Origin of the sequence: Pseudotamlana agarivorans (assembly GCF_018860245.1) — a bacterium.
GTDB classification, from domain to species: domain Bacteria; phylum Bacteroidota; class Bacteroidia; order Flavobacteriales; family Flavobacteriaceae; genus Pseudotamlana; species Pseudotamlana agarivorans_A.
In genome coordinates this window covers 361,928-380,004 of sequence record NZ_JAHKPD010000018.1, presented here as the reverse complement: position 1 = coordinate 380,004, position 18,077 = coordinate 361,928, and the positions used below count along the sequence as shown (strand labels likewise).

Below are 18,077 nucleotides of genomic sequence, written 5' to 3'. Positions count from 1 at the left end.
AACCTTTCAATTTATAAGATAAAAGCTACAATTGTTACTTGTTTAAAAACTTACTACTATACAAGTTTAATTTATCTTAAGCATAACAGATAAAAGACCAAACAAAATATCAATAAAGAGCAAAAAACTATTTAACATAAAAAAGCCTGAGCAAAAACTCAGGCTTTTAATATATGATATTATAATCTATATGTTATACTGCTAATAACTTACTTGAAGGTTTAAATTTCGTTAAGTTAATACCTTTTACTGCAGCTTGGTACTCTTCTAAGTTAGGTGTTCTACCCAAGATCGTAGACAATACGACTACTGGAGTAGATGACAATAAAGACTCACCTTTTTTCTCACCAGAATCTTTTACAACTCTTCCTTGGAATAAACGTGTAGAAGTTGCCATAACCGTATCACCTGGTTCTGCTTTTTCTTGGTTACCCATACAAAGATTACAACCTGGACGTTCTAAGTACAACATGTTTTCATATTTAGTACGTGCCGCAGCCTTAGGGTCATTATCGTCAAATTCAAACCCTGAGTATTTTTGTAATACTTCCCAATCACCTTCAGCCTTCAATTCATCTACGATATTGTAAGTTGGAGGTGCAACTACTAAAGGTGCTTTAAATTCTACTTTACCTTGTAAGGCCTCAATGTTTTTCAACATTTGAGCCAATATTTGCATATCTCCTTTATGAACCATACAAGATCCTACGAAACCTAAATCTACTTGTTTTGTGCCACCATAAAAAGATAATGGTCTAATGGTATCGTGTGTGTAACGTTTTGAAACATCCTCATTGTTTACATCTGGATCAGCAATCATTGGTTCTTCAATCTTTTCAAGATCGATTTCAACTTCAGCAAAATATTTAGCATTTGCATCTGGAGCTAAAGCTGGTTTCTCACCAGATTTAATCTCTGCAATTCTTTTATCAGCAATAGCAATTAAACCTTTAAGAACGTCCAATTTGTTGTCCATTCCTTTGTCAATCATGATTTGGATTCTACTCTTAGCAATCTCTAAAGATTCTATTAAAGTTTCATCTTCCGAAATACAAATTGAAGCTTTTGCTTTCATCTCTGCAGTCCAATCTGTAAATGTAAAGGCTTGATCGGCAGTTAACGTCCCTAAGTGTACCTCAATAATTCTACCTTGGAAAACATTATCGCCACCAAACTGAGCAAGCATTTGTTGTTGTGTGGCATGAACTACATCACGGAAATCCATATAAGCTTTCATTTCACCTTTAAAGGTAACTTTTACAGACTGTGGGATTGGCATTGAAGCTTCACCAGTAGCAAGTGCTAAAGCAACCGTTCCTGAATCTGCTCCAAAAGCAACACCTTTAGACATTCTTGTGTGTGAATCTCCACCGATAATAATGGCCCAGTCATCAACTGTAATATCATTAAGTACCTTGTGGATTACATCGGTCATTGGCTTATACTTATGCTCAGGATCACGAGCTGTAATTAAACCAAAGTCATTCATAAATTTCATCAATCTAGGAATGTTTGCTTTAGATTTATTATCCCAAACTGAAGCTGTGTGACATCCCGATTGGTATGCGCCATCAACAATTGGAGAAATGATAGTAGCTGCCATCATCTCTAATTCTTGAGAAGTCATTAATCCTGTAGTATCTTGAGAACCTACAATATTTACTTCAACACGAACATCAGATCCCGTATGTAAAACTTTACCTGGTGTTGTTCCAACAGCATTTTTATTAAATATTTTTTCTACAGCAGTAAGTCCTTGCCCATCGATAGAAATCTCTTTTGAAGGCGCGTAAACTGGCACTACATCAATACCTAGTACTTTAGAAGCAAAAGTTTGAAGTTTTTTACCAAAAACCACAGCATAAGATCCACCAGCTTTAATAAATTCAGCTTTTTGTGGCGTTAATGATGCAGAAATATCCATTAATTCCTGATCACCATTGTATAATTTTTTCTCTTTTGTATTAACCGTAAGTACCGTTCCAGTAGCTATAGAATATGCTTCTTCTAAAACAGGATCTCCATTTTCATCACGAATCACGTTTCCTTCAGCATCTGTTTTCTTAACCCAGTTTTTAAGGTCAATTCCAATACCACCTGTTACCCCAACAGTAGTTAAGAAAATTGGTGAAATTCCGTTTGTTCCAGCAATAATAGGAGCGATATTAATAAATGGCACATATGGGCTCGCTTTTTTACCAGTCCATAATGCAACGTTGTTCACTCCAGACATTCTAGATGATCCCACGCCCATGGTACCTTTTTCAGCAATTAACATCACCCGTTTGTCTGGATGTTCTGCTTGTAAGGCTTTTAACTCGGCTTGTTGTTCTTTGTTGTGTTCAAAGATACATTGCCCGTGAAGTTCACGATCTGATCTTGAATGCGCATCACCACCTGGAGATAATAAATCTGTAGAAATATCACCAACTCCAGCAATAAATGTTACGATTTCAATTTCCTCTTCAATTTCTGGAAGTTTTGTAAAAAATTCTGCTTTAGCATAACTCTCAATAAGCTCTTTCGCTATAGCATTACCATCGTTATAGGCATTTTCTAAACGTGCCATATCGGCTTCATATAAGAAAACTTGGGTTTTTAAAACTTCTGCAGCATCTTTTGCAATAGTAGCATCTGCACCAAGTGCTAAATCTAAAAGTACTTCTATAGAAGGGCCTCCTTTCATATGTGACAATTGCTCAAGAGCAAATGCAGGCGTAATTTCCTTTACAACCGATTCTCCTAGAATGATTTCTTTTAAAAACTTAGCTTTTACACCAGCAGCACTAGTTGTTCCTGGCAAAACATTATAGATAAAAAAGTTTAGAGAATCTTCTCTGTACTGGTTATCTAAATCTTTAATTTGCTCAATAATATTATTGAGTAATTCAGCACCATCAATTGGCTTTGGGTGAAGTCCTTGTTCTTTTCTGTCTTCAATCTCCTTGATGTAATCGTTATAAGTGTTCATATAATAGAATTAATTCTGGTTCGGTATTAAATTTCGCTTAAAGTCTAGTAGGCACTATACCTTAATTTTATCAACTCATCTTAAAATCTGAAAATATTTTTTCGAGAATATTATTCTCGACAAGCCATACGAAATGCCGCAAGTAATTTTCGGCTTTGCAAAATACAAAATTAAAAACTTATTTTTAACAGGAATTTGGGTTATACGGCTTCTAAATATATCAAATTATTATTGTGACATAATTCCTTAAAATCATTTAGTTTTTACTATTTATTTTTAGTTAAAATTGAATATTTGATAAGTGTTTAACTAAAAAGTAGGCTTATGATATATTAAAAACCACGCTGATGATAGGTATTTAACTACATGGAAAGTTGCAATAACAAAAAAGAGCTGCGTATTTTATCTTTTTGAAAACTAAAATAAGCTTCTTATAATGTGTTCTTCGGTAACGCCTTCGGCTTCTGCTTTGTAATTTTTAATGATTCTATGTCTTAAAATACCATAAGCTACAGCTTGAACATTTTCAATGTCTGGAGAAAACTTTCCTTGAATAGCGGCATGCGTTTTTGCGGCAAGAATTAAATTCTGAGAAGCTCTTGGCCCTGCTCCCCAATCGATATATTTTTCAACTAATTCTGGAGCAGTTTCAGTATTTGGTCTAGTTTTCCCAACCAACGATACGGCGTATTCTATGACATTATCTGCTACGGGAATTCTTCTAATTAAATGTTGAAAATCAACGATCTGTTGCGCAGAAAACAAGGCGTTAACTTTAACATTATTATCGGTTGTAGTAGATTTTACAACCTGTACTTCTTCTTCAAAAGTTGGATAATCTAAATTAATAGCAAACATAAAACGGTCCAATTGTGCTTCTGGTAAGGGATAAGTTCCTTCCTGCTCAATTGGGTTCTGGGTTGCCAAAACAAAATAAGGTAAATCTAACTTATAGTGATGTCCAGCGACAGTAACTGCACGTTCTTGCATCGCTTCTAACAAAGCGGCCTGTGTTTTTGGAGGCGTTCTATTAATTTCATCTGCCAATATAATATTTGAAAAAATAGGGCCTTTAATAAATTTAAAACGGCGATCTTCATCAAGGATTTCACTACCTAAAATATCACTAGGCATTAAATCTGGCGTAAACTGTATACGCTTAAAATCTAAGCCCAAAGCTTGAGCAATGGTATTCACCATTAAGGTTTTTGCTAGACCAGGAACACCAATTAATAAAGAATGTCCTCCAGAGAAAATAGAGATTAAAATTTGAGTAACAACCTCATCTTGTCCGATTATAACTTTACCAATTTCAGTTTTTAATCCTTTAAATTGCTTGACAAATGATTGTATAGCTGCGACGTCCGACATATTCTATTTTTTTAACCAATTACCTTTAAAGTCACAATCTCTGTATTGTCCAGTAATTTTAATATAGGTATCTAAAATGTGATCTTTCTGCCATTGATCGATAGCATTAATTTTTTTCTCGTCTAGTGCTAATTCCTTAATTTTTAAATAATCTCTTCCGTAATCGGCTTTATGCTCATCAATTCTGTCGGTGATTTTTAAAATTTTAAATTTAATTTTCCCTGTTCTATCTTCCTCTCTCAAAACTAGACTAAGCTCATCATCTTTTAGGTTTTGAATTTGAGAATACAATTCAGGATCCATTCTCGTTAATTCAAAATTATAATCTTGCGTTGTAGGGTTTATTAGTTGTCCGCCATCATTTTTAGTTTCCTTTTCATCACTAACTTCTCTTGCTGCATCTGCAAAAGAAATTTCACCATCAATAATTCTTTTTCTCACTTTTTCTAAGCGCTCCTTTGCTTCGGCAACAGCTTTATCAGAAACCCGAGGGATTAAAAGGATATGTGCGACGTCATACTCTTGCCCTCTAATTTTTTCAAGCATGATAATATGGTAACCAAAATCGGTTTCAAACGGCTCAGAAATCTGGCCTTCCTCTAAAGAAAAAGCCACTTGCCTAAACTCTTTTACCATTTTAGGCTTTTTCTTATGCAATGTGTACTTCCCTCCTTTACTTGCCGATCCAGGATCATCTGAATACAATACAGCCTTAGAGCGAAAACTTGCTCCATTATTTTCGATATCAGATTTAAATCCTTTTAAACGGTCTATAATTTTTTGTTTTTCTTCTTCGGAAACCTGCGGCTCTGCAACAATTTGTGCTACTTTAAGTTCTGTTCCAAAAGTAGGGCGATCCTCTTCTTCTATATTATTAAAAAATGTTCTAACTTCCTCTGGTGTGATCTCAACACTTTCTACGATATGTGCTTGCATTTTTTGAGCTAACTCATTAGCTTTATTAATTTCGAACATATCATCTCTAAAACTTTTCTCATCCTCTTTATTATAGAATTCTAAAAGTTTTTCCATAGAACCGTTGGTTTGTTGTAAAAATTGCTCTATTTGATAATCTACATTTCTTCTAATTTCAGCATCAGAAACAGGGATACTATCTTGAATTGCATGATGCGCATAAAGTTTACGCTCTAACATAAGTCCAAACAACTCACAATCATCCACACCATCAATCGATCCACCAGCAGCCTTTATTTGCTCTCTTTCTTTCTTAATATCGGAATCTAAAACAATATAATTACCAACTACTGCAGCAACTCCATCTACTTTTTTAGCATTTTTAGTTTTAACTGTGTCAACTTTTTTAACCACTTCCTGCGCTACTTCATCTTCAATGATTTCTTGTGCTGAAACGACGCCCATAAAAAAGAACGTCATGCTTAAAACCAATAAGTGTTTCAAATTATTTATAAATTTCAAATTGTTTATTTTTAATGGCATCTTTTGTGATATCTTTTTCTAACTCTTTGATTAATTCAAGCTTGCGTTTGTTAATCACTATTTGATCAATAGTTGGCTTAACATACTCTAACGGTGCGGTATTATTACGTAATAACACATCGTTAATTTGCATCAAATATACTCCTAATGAATCTTTGAGTTGTATAAAATTAGATTTTTTTAACAGTTCCTTTTTATTTTCAGAATTTACTGCTGGAATTTTATTAATGACCTGACTTAATTTTATCCAAATTGAATCATTTAATGAATACGATTTAAACTGTATTGATATAGAATCTAATAGAATTTTGTCTTGCTCATCATATCTTTGGAAACGCTCTTCTATGTCGTTATAATCGATAATATTTTCATCAACATGAATGTAACGAAACTTGATAAGTTCTTCATTTAACTTAAAAACTTCCTTATTACTCTTATAATAATTATCAGCTTCATCATATGTTACTATGGTATCTACGCTGCGTTTTACTAGCGCTTCAACATAGGCTTTTATATATAAATCATTTTTATATTGAAGGATAAGTTTATTAAAAGCATCCTGTTTTTTCTGACTTAGGTTTAACATTGCGCCGTCGACCAAAAGTTGTTGCGTTGCCCAACGGTTGATAAAATTATGAACAATTAAAGTGCTATCTGCTTTAGTCGCTCCTTCAGGGACTAAACCATCTATATCATCATAATATAAATAACTAGTATTAACACGTGCCAAAGCATCAATTTCTTCCGATTTATTAAAATAATCGCAAGAGACCATTAAACTCACTAATACTATGCAAATTACTATACGCACCTTTTTTATTTAAGTTCTTCTTTTACTTTTTTGAAAACAGCTTCATTTACAGTTATCTCGTATTTATCAGCTAATTCATCAACCCATTTCTCCTCTTTAAGGACCTGGTAATCGTTAACGACTTGCCCTTTAGCTTCATAAAAAGATTTTTGCTTTTTAGGGAAAACCTCTTTAACCTGAACAACTACATAAGCATCATTATGTTTGAATATTTTAGAAATACCTGTCTTAAACTCAAAACCCTTTGGAAGTCCTTGATGATCTGCTTCAAACTCCCCTGAAGTAAAGATAACTTCAATAGCATCTTTAGTATTAACTTCAGATTTTATACTTTCTAAATCTTGGTTTGCATCTAATAATTTAGATACTTTTTTTAGTGTTTTTTTCTTTGATGAGGTCGCAATCACCGCATCAATTCGTTCTGGAAAAAAATAATCTAACTTATTGATCTCATAGTGATTTTTAATGGCTACAGAATCGGTTTGAGCGGTATTCCAAATAGTATTTTCCATTAATTCAAACAGTAAAAGACCATCTCTATATTCATGCACTACCGAGGCATACTCCAAGTTTTCTGTTTCCAAATTTTCCTCTTGATAAGCTATTAAATCATTTTTAAGAAAAACTTGGTACTTTTCTTCTACCAAGGTTTTAATGGGCATTTGTTTTCTTGACTGACGTTGCGTAGCTATTAAATAATCACCAAAGTCTTGATAAGTAATTTTCTTATTACCAATAATAAGCATGGTTTTTCCAGAAATAAAATCAGTTGGCAGTTTCCATGAATTTTTAAAATAATCATTATTTAAAATAGACTCAAAATAGGATAATGATAATTGATCATCATTAATATTATATTTTGATTTCAAATTATCTACAAGTGCTTGATCAATTAATTTAGACCTAGAATCGCGTTGAACTTTAGTTATTAATTCAGGCTTCATAGTTTTAAAATCTGGGACAAGCTTAATATCTAAAAGCTTTACAATGTGCCATCCGAATTTCGTTTGAAATGGTTTAGAAATATCACCAACTTTCTCTAAACCGAAGGCTACATTTTCAAATGCTTCTGCACTTAACTGGCCTCTGCTAAATGCTCTAAGTTTACCACCTTTAGGTGCCGAATTTTTATCTTCTGAAAACTGTTTAGCTAGTGCTTCAAATGTTTCACCTTGATTTATTTTAGCGTAAATCTCATTAATTCTATTTTCTGCTTTTTTCACAATCGAATCATTAGCATCGCTTTTGGCTATAATCATGATATGTCCTACTTCACGCTCGCCTTCAGATTTTCTTTTGTCGATCACTGTCAAAATATGATATCCAAATCGCGTTCTAAACGGCATTGATATAGCTCCAACAGGTGTATTATAAGCAACCGACTCAAATTCGTAAACCATTTTGAAACCAGTAAAGTAGCCTAAAGTTTCCCCGTAAACTGTTTTACCATTGTGAACTTCTTTTCTAACCTTTTCGAATCCTTCATTTAAGGCTCTTTCTCGCAATTTTAATATTTGATTATAAGCAGCTAAGGTATCCTGCGGACTTGCATTTTCAGAAACTTTTACAAGAATATGATTTGCGTTTACATCGTTAGTCATACGCTCGTACCCTTCTTCAACTAAGGCATCTGTAACTTTCGAATCGGACAGGTAACTTTTAGCCAATTGCTTTTTATAACTTTCTAACTCTTTTTGGTAGCCCGGTTTTTTGTGAAACCCTAAACTTCTAGCTTCCTTAATTTTTAGCTTATAGCTTGTAAAAAGCTTTAAATATGCATCAACATCCTTTTGTGACTCATCTTGAACCAAATCTAAATTTTTTTGATAAACTCTAATAAATTCTGAAGCATAAACAGAATCGTTCCCTACGGTAAATAAAACAGCTTCTTTTGAAGATTGTGCAGCAGCACTAAAAACGACTATTAAAGAAAGAAATGTAAAAAAATGTTTGATTTTCATGAGGTCATAATATTTTAAAAAATACAAAAATAGCAATATAATCGTATCTCGCAAGTTGTTTTAAGAACGGTTGATAACATCTTATATTTCACTATGTTTTATAAATTCGAAGTCTAATATTTATGTACTTTTACACTTCAATTTAATAAAAAACACAAATGCGAAAACTCAAACTAATTTGGGACTTTCATGGACCACATGCCGAAAAAACAGCAGCGCACCATAACATTCACTTGAAAGATTATATTAAACTAGAAAATCTTGATATTTCAATTACTGGTGTTTCAAATCTTAGCGAAATGCACAGTATTGCCTTTTTGGTAGTCAATGAAAGTGAAATGAAACCTATTCGCGACGCCTTAAAACCACACCGCGGACAAGTTTATTCGGAGTCATAAAAAAACAAACTTAATTCACTTAGGGAACTGTCGTTTTATATTCCTAATAATATCTTCTAAACCGTTTAATTTTAATTCGTAAACTTGCTCTAACATCACACCTAATTTCCCCTTAGGAAAACCTTTACTGTGATACCACACGACATAATATTCTGGTAAATCGATTAAGAATCGGTCCTTATACTTACCAAAAGGCATTTTTGTATGCGCTAAGTCTATGAGAAATTGTTTATCTGGAAGCATCGTTTACAATTTGATATTTAAAATTAAAGAACTAATCTCCAACTTTAACAATCGTTAAGTTCTCATGCATTACTAGGTACGCCGAATCATTAAAATAACCGCCCATAGGTTTCTTTTTATAAGCAAATTTATTTTCAACATACTCGGTTAATGGTGCTTGAGTTGCAGAGGTATATAAGTCTGTAAACGATGCCAAACGCAGGCCTATATCCATAGTTAAGTCAAAACCTTTTACAGCTCTTTTATTTGGAATCGTTTTATACTGTTTCTTGTACGATTTCACAAAAGAGATGTCTTCAGTTTCATTATATTCCTTCGAACCTGTTACAAAGTGAAATCGTAATTTAGACAAATGTGTATTATTCACTTGATCTCCTTCAAAGGCCGAATTTAAATTGGTTGTCACCAAAACAATATCAACTGCTTCATGTTCTAACTCTGGGTTTGCTTTTCGAATTAAAGAAGCCAAAATACTTGTAATATTAGAAGCAAAACCTTCATTATTGGTTTCTAAAAACACATAGTTTTTTCCAGGTTTTAAACCTTTACTTACGGCTTCACGTGTGGCAAAAAACTCATCTTTTCCTTTTTTGTTTTTCCTAGAATGTACTTCACTCGCTCCAGGAAAATCTTGTTTTAGAGCATTAGCTTTAGCTGAATTTTTAGAATCGGAAATAATTAGCACATTATAATTTACCGTATCAGATTTTACAAAATTTACAATCTTCTTTTTTAATAATGCATCTGAAGGTCGCGACTGAAAAACATTGTCTCTTAATTTCAAATTCAAACCAATGGGTGAAACGACAGGAATATGATCTGCATTTAAATCTGCAGCCACTTTATCAAAACAAAGTGAAGTTAACGGTCCAATAACAGCATCGACATCATTAAAATTGTTCCCTTGAAGTATTTTAGAAACTTCACCTACAGAATTCTTTGTATCATAAACATCTACATTTAAAGAAATTCCAAGTTTTTTTAAGGAATCGATGGCTACTAAAACACCTGAATAAAATTCCAAGGAAGCATTTAAATAAGGGTCTTTACTAATACTCTTTTTGGTTCCAACAACGGAATCAAAATCCACACGATTTAATCGAAAAGGTAACATTACCGCTATATGCTTTGTATTGCGATTTGAAATACTATCGATTAGGTTAACTTTCTCGGCAACAGAACCACCAACAATGGGTTTAATATCTTCTGTAAAAGGGATTTTTAGAATCATACCCGATTTTAATCCAGTTTCAGATAAACCTGGATTAAGCGCTTCAATTTCAGCTTGCTCTAATTCCAATTTCAGCTTGAGCCTATAAAAGCCTTCTTTAGGTAAAACTTTATAATAACTGTATTGGTCATCAATTACTTTTTCTTCTGTAACATCAACATTGGGTACATTTAAAATTTGACCTTCATTTAAAACCTCACCCATATTTGGATTTAAAGTTTCCAGTTCTTTTAAAGTGATACCAAACTTATAAGCGACACGCCATTTTCCTTCTTTTGGTAAAACCGTATATGTTTTTGTTGGACTAACTTCTTCAATAACCTCGACTGTTTTATAAACAGGAATTTGAATTCTGTCACCTTTTCTTAAAGGACTTGAATAAAGTGAAGTATTATATTTTTTAATATCAGCTTCTTCAATTCCATACATTTTAGCCAAACTATACAATGTCTCCTTTCTCTTAACACGATGGGGTTTAAGTTTTTGAAACTCTCTAGTAATGGTTGTTGTTGTTTTAGGCTTTTCTGCTTTAGAAATAGGAATAATTAAAATCGTATTCGGTTTTAAACCCCTTTTAGCATCTGGATTTAACTTATAAATTTCAGCTACAGGCACGTAATAATGCTTCGCAAGACTTTCAACGGTTTCACCTTGTTTCACATTATGTGTGCTAAAATTTTGAGCTTTAACACAAGTAAAACTAAACACAAAAACCAGTACTAATAATATTCTATTCATAGTTTGTTATAATCTGCTGAGATAAATATAATAAAACGCTAATAAGTTCGCGGTATTACATTAATTTAAAATAAAAAAAGGATGCTAAAAACATCCTTTCTCAATTATCATATAGTATGCCAAAACCAAAATTATGTATTTAATACCATTTTAATCGTATAATGCCCGATTTTTAATTTGAATTATTTTTTGTTCAGATGAAATAAAAAATTCAAGCATAGCCTTAGCTACAGTTTTATTTTATATTGAAATATGGACGAAAAAGAAACAAATTACATTCGATATTATATGGTTAAAATGGTATAAACCTTAATCACAAAATTTAATGGTTTCAGCAATAAAATCTACTCCCACTCAATAGTTGCAGGTGGTTTAGAACTTATATCGTAAACAACTCTATTAACACCTTTTACTTTATTAATGATGTCATTTGAAGTTTTTTGTAGAAATTCATATGGTAAATTTACCCAATCGGCAGTCATACCATCTGTACTTTCAACGGCTCTAAGCGCTACACATTTTTCATAGGTACGCTCATCTCCCATAACACCAACGCTATTTACAGGAAGCAGCATGGCTCCGGCTTGCCAAACTTTATCGTAAAGTCCCCAAGATTTAAGTCCGTTAATAAAAATAGCGTCTACTTCTTGAAGGATACGCACTTTTTCGGCCGTAATATCTCCTAAAATACGAATACCTAAACCTGGACCAGGAAATGGATGACGACCGAGCAATTCAGGATCAATACCTAGAGTAGCACCAACACGTCTTACCTCATCTTTAAAAATCGCTCTTAAAGGTTCAACAATTTTAAGCTTCATAAAATCTGGTAAGCCACCTACATTATGATGACTTTTTATTGTTGCTGAAGGGCCTCCTGTTGCAGAAACACTTTCAATAACATCTGGATAAATGGTTCCTTGAGCTAACCATTTAACATCTTCTAATTTATGGGCTTCATCATCAAATACTTCAATAAAAGCATTTCCGATAGCCTTACGTTTTAATTCTGGATCTTCAAGTCCTTTTAAAGCTAGAAGAAAACGATCGGATGCATCAACACCTTTTACATTAAGTCCCATACCTTCGTATTGCTTTAAAACACTTTCAAATTCGTTTTTACGAAGTAACCCGTTATTTACGAAAATACAATATAGATTATCACCAATAGCTTTGTTTAAAAGCACAGCAGCTACGGTAGAATCTACACCTCCTGAAAGTCCTAAAACTACTTTATCACCACCAACTTTTGCCTGAATGGCTTCAACCGTTTCTTCAACAAAAGAATCAGGTGTCCAATCTTGCTGAAGTCCAGCGATACTCACTAAAAAGTTTTCTAATAATTGTTTCCCATCTGTCGAGTGATATACTTCTGGGTGAAATTGAATCGCGTAAGTTTCCTCACCATCAATTCTATAGGCTGCATTCTCTACATCGTGCGTACTTGCAATTAAAACACCATTTTCTGGTAGTTTTTTAATGGTATCACTGTGGCTCATCCAAACTTGGCTACCCGTATGAATATGCGCAAAAAACGGCTCGTTATTTTTGATAAACGATAAGTTAGCACGCCCATATTCTCTTGTGTTTGATGGTGCGACTTCCCCGCCTGAAAAATGTGCCAAATATTGTGCGCCATAACAAACAGCTAGCATTGGTTTAACACCTCTAATCTCTGATAACTCAGGATGTAAAGCATCTTCCCCTCTTACTGAATTTGGGCTACCTGAAAGAATCACAGCTTTGTATTCTTCTAAGTTGCTTGGAATTTTATTAAATGGATGTATTTCGGAGTAAATGTTGAGTTCTCTAACTCGACGAGCAATAAGCTGGGTGTATTGCGATCCGAAGTCTAAAATTAGTACCTTATCATGTTGCATGCGCAAAAATAGGAATTGATTTTTTATTGACGAATTACACGCCACTTTTTTTATACTTTTTTAGGACATTGTCTCTAAAATCATTCGAATATCTTCTTCTGTGGTATCTGGATTAATAAAACAAAATCGTGAAACGGTTTCAAAACGATCACCTGTTTTCCATTTTGTAGGGGTGACTAAAGCAAATCCAGATTCGTGATTCTCATAAGTCCAATGTGTATAATCTTCAGGTTTCCAACCAATGCGTCTGTACAATACGCAAGACAAACTAGGATCTCTAACCAATTCTACGTGCGGCATGTCTTTAATTAATCGTCCTGCAATTTGTGCCAATTCTATACCACGCTCAACAGCCTCCTTATATCTATCGGTACCATGCATGGCTAATGAAAACCATAAAGGCAAACCACGTACACGGCGAGTTAATTGAATTTGATAATCGGTTGGATTAAATCCGTGTGCCCCTTCATCTTTAAATATATCGAGGTAAGACCCTTCTTGGGAATGTGCTTTTTTAGCCAATTCTGGATTTTTATAAATGACCGCGCCACAATCGTAGGGTGAAAACATCCATTTATGTGGATCGATAGTAATACTATCTGCCTTCTCAATACCTTTAAACAAGTGTTTTACAGAATCTGCCATAAGTGCACCTCCACCATAAGCAGCATCCACATGAAACCATAAGTTCTCATGATTACAGATACTTGCAATGCCATCTAAATCATCAATAATTCCAGCATTTGTTGTGCCTCCTGTTCCAACTACAGCGAATAAACGTTGTCTTTCTTTAACCGATAAGGCATCAATTGATTCTTGAAGCGCGTCTTTTTCTAAACAATCTTCTGTATCTACGAGTACGACATCAATATCGGCCACTTTTGCCATCGCCTTTACTGAAGAATGTGCTCCAATAGAAGTGATTATAAGACCTTTTTCCGACTGATGTTTATCATCGCTACGCCTCCAATTTTCACGAGCTGCAACAATAGCCGAAAGGTTCGCCGCCGTGCCTCCACTTGTAAAAACCCCAAATGCACCTTCTGGCAATCCCGTTAAAGACACCATCCATCGCATGGCTTCATTCTCGCAAAAGATACCACCGGCTCCTTCCATCCAATATGCCCCATGTATACTTGAGGCCGAAGTTATTAAATCGAACATAATCGCAGCCCGAGTTGGTGCTGCTGGCACAAAAGCTAAATTTCTTGGGTGATCTACAGGCACATTAGCTTTTGCCAAATGCTTACGCCATAATTTAAATGCATATTCACCACCTATACCTTTCTCAGTAACCGTTTCACCAACCAAGGCTTTTAATTCTTCAGCTTTCTTTGGTTTACCTATGGTGGTGGTTGTAGAAGACACACGGTCGATAACATATTTCATGGTATCCATAGTCATTTCCACTAAATCAAAATCAATTTTATGCATTTAAGTTGTATTTAAATATCAATTTCAAAATTACGCTTATCATTAGAAACCATGAAATTTTAAAAGCAATTAAATTGAAAAGCGTCACCATAACACCATATAAGAATTTCTTTTTAGTGGAGGAGTCCTGGGAATTCTATAGTTAATCGTTCAAGACCACACCATATTATACTATAAAGTGATAATCGAAAACTCACCACTTAAAGGCTTTAAACTTTCAATCAAACTAGGAATTAGCATGTCACCATATTCCATATAAAACTGTGAAAAATTAGTGTTTCGCTCTTGCAAGCTTTTATTGGGAAATAATTCATTCTGAATATCCGTCATACGTAAAACCTGATCAGATAATTTTCGTTTTTGAGCATTGAGCAAGCGTTTTTCTAAATACTCTAAACCCTTTATTTGTTTAACTTCTTGAGCTTTCACTGCGCCTAAAAACGATTTATCCGTTTGTTCTGCCAGCGTATACATGTCTTTAAATTGCTCTTGAAGGTGTTTTTTCTGTTTTGAAAAATCAATATCTATATTAGAAATCGCTCTAACTTTTTTATTGATGAAGGTACTCTGCTTCAAAAATAAATTTTCAGTTGAAATGTCTAAATTCTCTAACTTTTTTAGCTGATTTTCAGTCTGAATTAATACCGAATTCCGCAATAACAACATTGGGAAAGGCACGTTTACTTCATTGAAAAAATCTTTTAACTGAAACCAATACGCCAACTCACCTCCACCACCTATATAACATAAGTTTGGTAAAATTACCTCTTGATATAACGGACGCATAATCACATTTGGCGAAAAACGTTCGGGGTGTTTATTCAAATATTCTGTTAGTTCATTCTTGTTCCAAGAGATTTCTGTGTTTAACACTTTGTAAACCTCATCTTCAAAAACAATACGTTCTCGTAAGTCTTTTTCAATGTAAAACAAGTTAATTTCTCTAGGATTTACTTGAATTTTATATACCTCGGAAACTTCCGAAAGCGCGTTATTCGTTTTCGAAACCGCTTTAAACGATACTTGATGAAGTAATTCCTTTTCCATAAAAGGCACAAAGGTCTTTTTCAAACTAGCATCGTTTGCATCAACAATTACCAAACCGTAATCTTGAAATAAGGTATTGGCTAAAAAACGTGTCGCATCAGCCAAATTATCGTGATTTAAATACGCTTTTTCAAAAAGCTGTATTATGGTTTTAGCATGATTAGTTTGTCCAAGTTCTTCAGAAAACACGTTCAAAACCGCATTTAAACCTTCAGTAGATAATTCACCAACAGCTCCCGCTGCTTCACGATTCCATTGTACTTTTTTTCCGTTGAAATTAAAATAATTGATTTCCTCAAAGTCATGATCTTCCGTAGCCATCCAGTACACAGGTACAAAATTATTTTCAGGATATTTCAGCTTTAATTCTTTTGAAAGATTTATGGCCGAAACAATTTTATATAAAAAATAAAGTGGTCCTGTAAATAAGTTAAGCTGATGTCCTGTGGTTACAGTGAATGTATTTTCAGATTTTAATAATTCAATATGACTTAAAGTTAATTCTGAAGTTTCAACATTTTGATATTGTTTTTTTAAGGCTGAAACTAAAGTAATTCTTGATTCTAATTTAAACGACGCACGTTTCTCTTCTATTTGGGCTTGAAAATTATCAGCACTTGGAAACCTATTATAAAAGGATTTCAATTCTGGTTTCTCAGCCAAATAATCACAAATTAATGTTGAAAAATAGCCTGTTTTATTAAAAGGAAGGGTTTTGTGCTGCATATGCCACTTAAAAATCACGTAAATATACTGTTATTCTATTTTAGCAAATCTAAAAATTAAGTTAAGATGTTTTTTGGTGCGTTTACATGTAATCCATATTCCCTTAACATAAAGTCCGTTTTCAAAAGCTAGATTAATCTACACATAACTTTATTAACTTTTAACTAACCCTAAGTTAACTATTCTACATCAATCAGTTAACAAGTATACCAAACGCTCATAATAAATTTGACCCTAACATAAACCAAACAATTTACCATTATTTATTATGAAAAAATTATCCAAACTTTTATTACTAGTATTACTTGTTACCGTATCCAGTACGGCAATCGTGGCTTGCTCTGCCGAAGACGGTAAAGACGGCATCGACGGTGTTAATGGAGAAGATGGCGTTGACGGTGAAGACGGAGAGGACGGCGAAGATTTAACGAATGCCGAGTTAATTCCGCTTGAAGCATCAAAAACACCAAACTTATTTAAAGTAGATCCTGCTTTCTCCTCTATTGCGGTAACAACACTTTTATCTTCTGAAGATGTTTTAGAAAGTTCTCCTGATTTCGTTTATGGTTCTTTAGCCGATGGTGCTGGACTTTTAGCCGAAGACGATGGTACTTTCACTTTAATTAATAATATTGAAGGTGATTATTCTATCGCTAGAATAAAATTAAACGAAGATTTAAAACCGATGCATGGAGAGTATATTTTAAATGCTTTCGCTACTGCTTATACGGCACAGTGCTCAGGGTCTATGATTACACCTAAAGAACATGGTTTCGGACCATTATACCTTTCTGGCGGTGAATGGGGTGGTTCTTCAAAAGGGGTATTTGCTACAAACCCGTACAAATCTGTGGATAATGCAGATACAGCTATCATGCTTCCTAAATTAGGACAATGGTCTACTGAAAATGCTGTAGTTATTGGAAAAGATGCTTATGATGATGCTACTGTAGCTTTTATTGGTGATGACCATTCAGACAACACCGTGCCTTCTGGACAATTAGGAATGTATGTTGGAAGTCGTGGAAACTTTGACGATGGTAAACTTTACGGATTAAAAGTAACTACAGCTGGTATTGATTTTGAAATGGACATGACTGAAGGTGTAGAATATGATGCTGAGTTTGTTGAATTAACAGAAACTCAAATCGATTTATTAGATGCTGAAGCTAAAGCTAAAGGTGTTATGGGATTCTCTAGATTAGAGGATATTGACTGGAGAAGAGGTTCTGCTGAAAACCAAAGAGAAATCTATTTCTGTGTAACCGGAAGAGATAGAGCTGACCTAGTAGGTAAAGGTTCTTTATTAGGACGTATCTATAAAGTAGTTTTAAACGATAAAGATCCTGAAGGTCCTGCAAAAATTACTTGTGTATTAGACGGTGATATTGTTGGTGGAAAAGCTGATGGTTTCCACTCACCTGACAACATTTTAGTAACAGAAAACTACGCATACATTCAAGAAGATCCAAACGGTTATGCTTACTTAAACTCAAACATTACAGGCTATGCTAAAATGTATCAATATGATTTAAACACTGGAGCATTTAAAACAGTTTTAGAATGTGACCAAGATAAGGCTGCTGGATTAGGTTACGGAACCACATCAAAAATGTGGGAAATCACAGGAATGATTGATGTTACTGAAGAAGTTAACAACGGTGAAAACACCTTTATCATCATCACTCAAAACCACGGTTGGGTTCCTGCAGACGGTTCTTCTTTTACAGACCCAAAAGCAAACTCATCAGACAGTGCTAATAAAGAAGGCTCTACCTTATTTAAAATCACAGGATTAGACAGATAAA

Annotated in this window: 12 protein-coding genes; 2 read left to right on the top strand and 10 right to left on the bottom strand. The window is 34.0% G+C overall.

Annotated features, from left to right (window positions below; all coding sequences use genetic code 11):
• Window positions 1-193: 193 nt before the first annotated feature.
• The 5 genes from KO493_RS12660 to KO493_RS12640 all read right to left on the bottom strand — a co-directional run bounded on the left by KO493_RS12660 (window position 194) and on the right by KO493_RS12640 (window position 8,572).
• Window positions 194-2,971: a bifunctional aconitate hydratase 2/2-methylisocitrate dehydratase gene (locus KO493_RS12660; protein ID WP_216068334.1), complete on the bottom strand. Its 2,778-nt coding sequence runs from the start codon at window positions 2,969-2,971 to the stop codon at window positions 194-196.
• Between the two features lie 417 nt (window positions 2,972-3,388).
• Complete coding sequence (locus KO493_RS12655; protein WP_216068333.1) at window positions 3,389-4,342, bottom strand: AAA family ATPase; 954 nt, start codon at window positions 4,340-4,342, stop codon at window positions 3,389-3,391.
• Between the two features lie 3 nt (window positions 4,343-4,345).
• Window positions 4,346-5,800 carry a peptidylprolyl isomerase gene (locus KO493_RS12650; protein WP_216068332.1) on the bottom strand — a complete coding sequence of 485 codons (1,455 nt, stop codon included), beginning with the start codon at window positions 5,798-5,800 and terminating at the stop codon, window positions 4,346-4,348.
• A complete protein-coding gene (locus tag KO493_RS12645; protein WP_436839523.1) occupies window positions 5,763-6,611 on the bottom strand; it encodes a peptidyl-prolyl cis-trans isomerase in 849 nt (282 codons plus the stop codon). The genes KO493_RS12650 and KO493_RS12645 overlap by 38 nt, the downstream gene beginning before the upstream one ends.
• Before the next feature lie 5 nt (window positions 6,612-6,616).
• Entirely contained in the window at window positions 6,617-8,572 is a 1,956-nt protein-coding gene (locus tag KO493_RS12640; protein ID WP_216068331.1) for a peptidylprolyl isomerase, read from the bottom strand.
• A gap of 158 nt (window positions 8,573-8,730) precedes the next feature.
• Between KO493_RS12640 and KO493_RS12635 the strand changes: the two genes are divergently transcribed.
• The gene (locus KO493_RS12635) at window positions 8,731-8,970 is read left to right on the top strand and encodes a hypothetical protein (protein WP_216068330.1); all 240 of its coding nucleotides are present in this window, start codon (window positions 8,731-8,733) and stop codon (window positions 8,968-8,970) included.
• A gap of 15 nt (window positions 8,971-8,985) precedes the next feature.
• Here KO493_RS12635 and KO493_RS12630 read toward each other — a convergent pair whose 3' ends face one another.
• The 5 genes from KO493_RS12630 to bshC all read right to left on the bottom strand — a co-directional run bounded on the left by KO493_RS12630 (window position 8,986) and on the right by bshC (window position 16,269).
• On the bottom strand, window positions 8,986-9,213 hold the full coding sequence (locus KO493_RS12630) for a DUF3820 family protein (protein ID WP_216068329.1): 228 nt from the start codon (window positions 9,211-9,213) through the stop codon (window positions 8,986-8,988).
• 31 nt (window positions 9,214-9,244) lie between these two features.
• Complete coding sequence (locus KO493_RS12625) at window positions 9,245-11,182, bottom strand: LysM peptidoglycan-binding domain-containing protein (protein WP_216068328.1); 1,938 nt, start codon at window positions 11,180-11,182, stop codon at window positions 9,245-9,247.
• A 344-nt stretch (window positions 11,183-11,526) separates the two neighbouring features.
• Entirely contained in the window at window positions 11,527-13,062 is a 1,536-nt protein-coding gene (guaA, locus tag KO493_RS12620; RefSeq protein WP_216068327.1) for a glutamine-hydrolyzing GMP synthase, read from the bottom strand.
• 60 nt (window positions 13,063-13,122) lie between these two features.
• A complete protein-coding gene (locus KO493_RS12615) occupies window positions 13,123-14,496 on the bottom strand; it encodes a pyridoxal phosphate-dependent decarboxylase family protein (RefSeq protein ID WP_216068326.1) in 1,374 nt (457 codons plus the stop codon).
• Window positions 14,497-14,667: 171 nt separating this feature from the next.
• Window positions 14,668-16,269, bottom strand: a complete 1,602-nt coding sequence (bshC, locus tag KO493_RS12610; protein WP_216068325.1) for a bacillithiol biosynthesis cysteine-adding enzyme BshC — start codon at window positions 16,267-16,269, stop codon at window positions 14,668-14,670.
• Between the two features lie 268 nt (window positions 16,270-16,537).
• Here bshC and KO493_RS12605 point away from each other — a divergent pair, with 268 nt between their 5' ends.
• Window positions 16,538-18,076 carry a PhoX family protein gene (locus tag KO493_RS12605; protein WP_216068324.1) on the top strand — a complete coding sequence of 513 codons (1,539 nt, stop codon included), beginning with the start codon at window positions 16,538-16,540 and terminating at the stop codon, window positions 18,074-18,076.
• Window position 18,077: the final 1 nt, after the last annotated feature.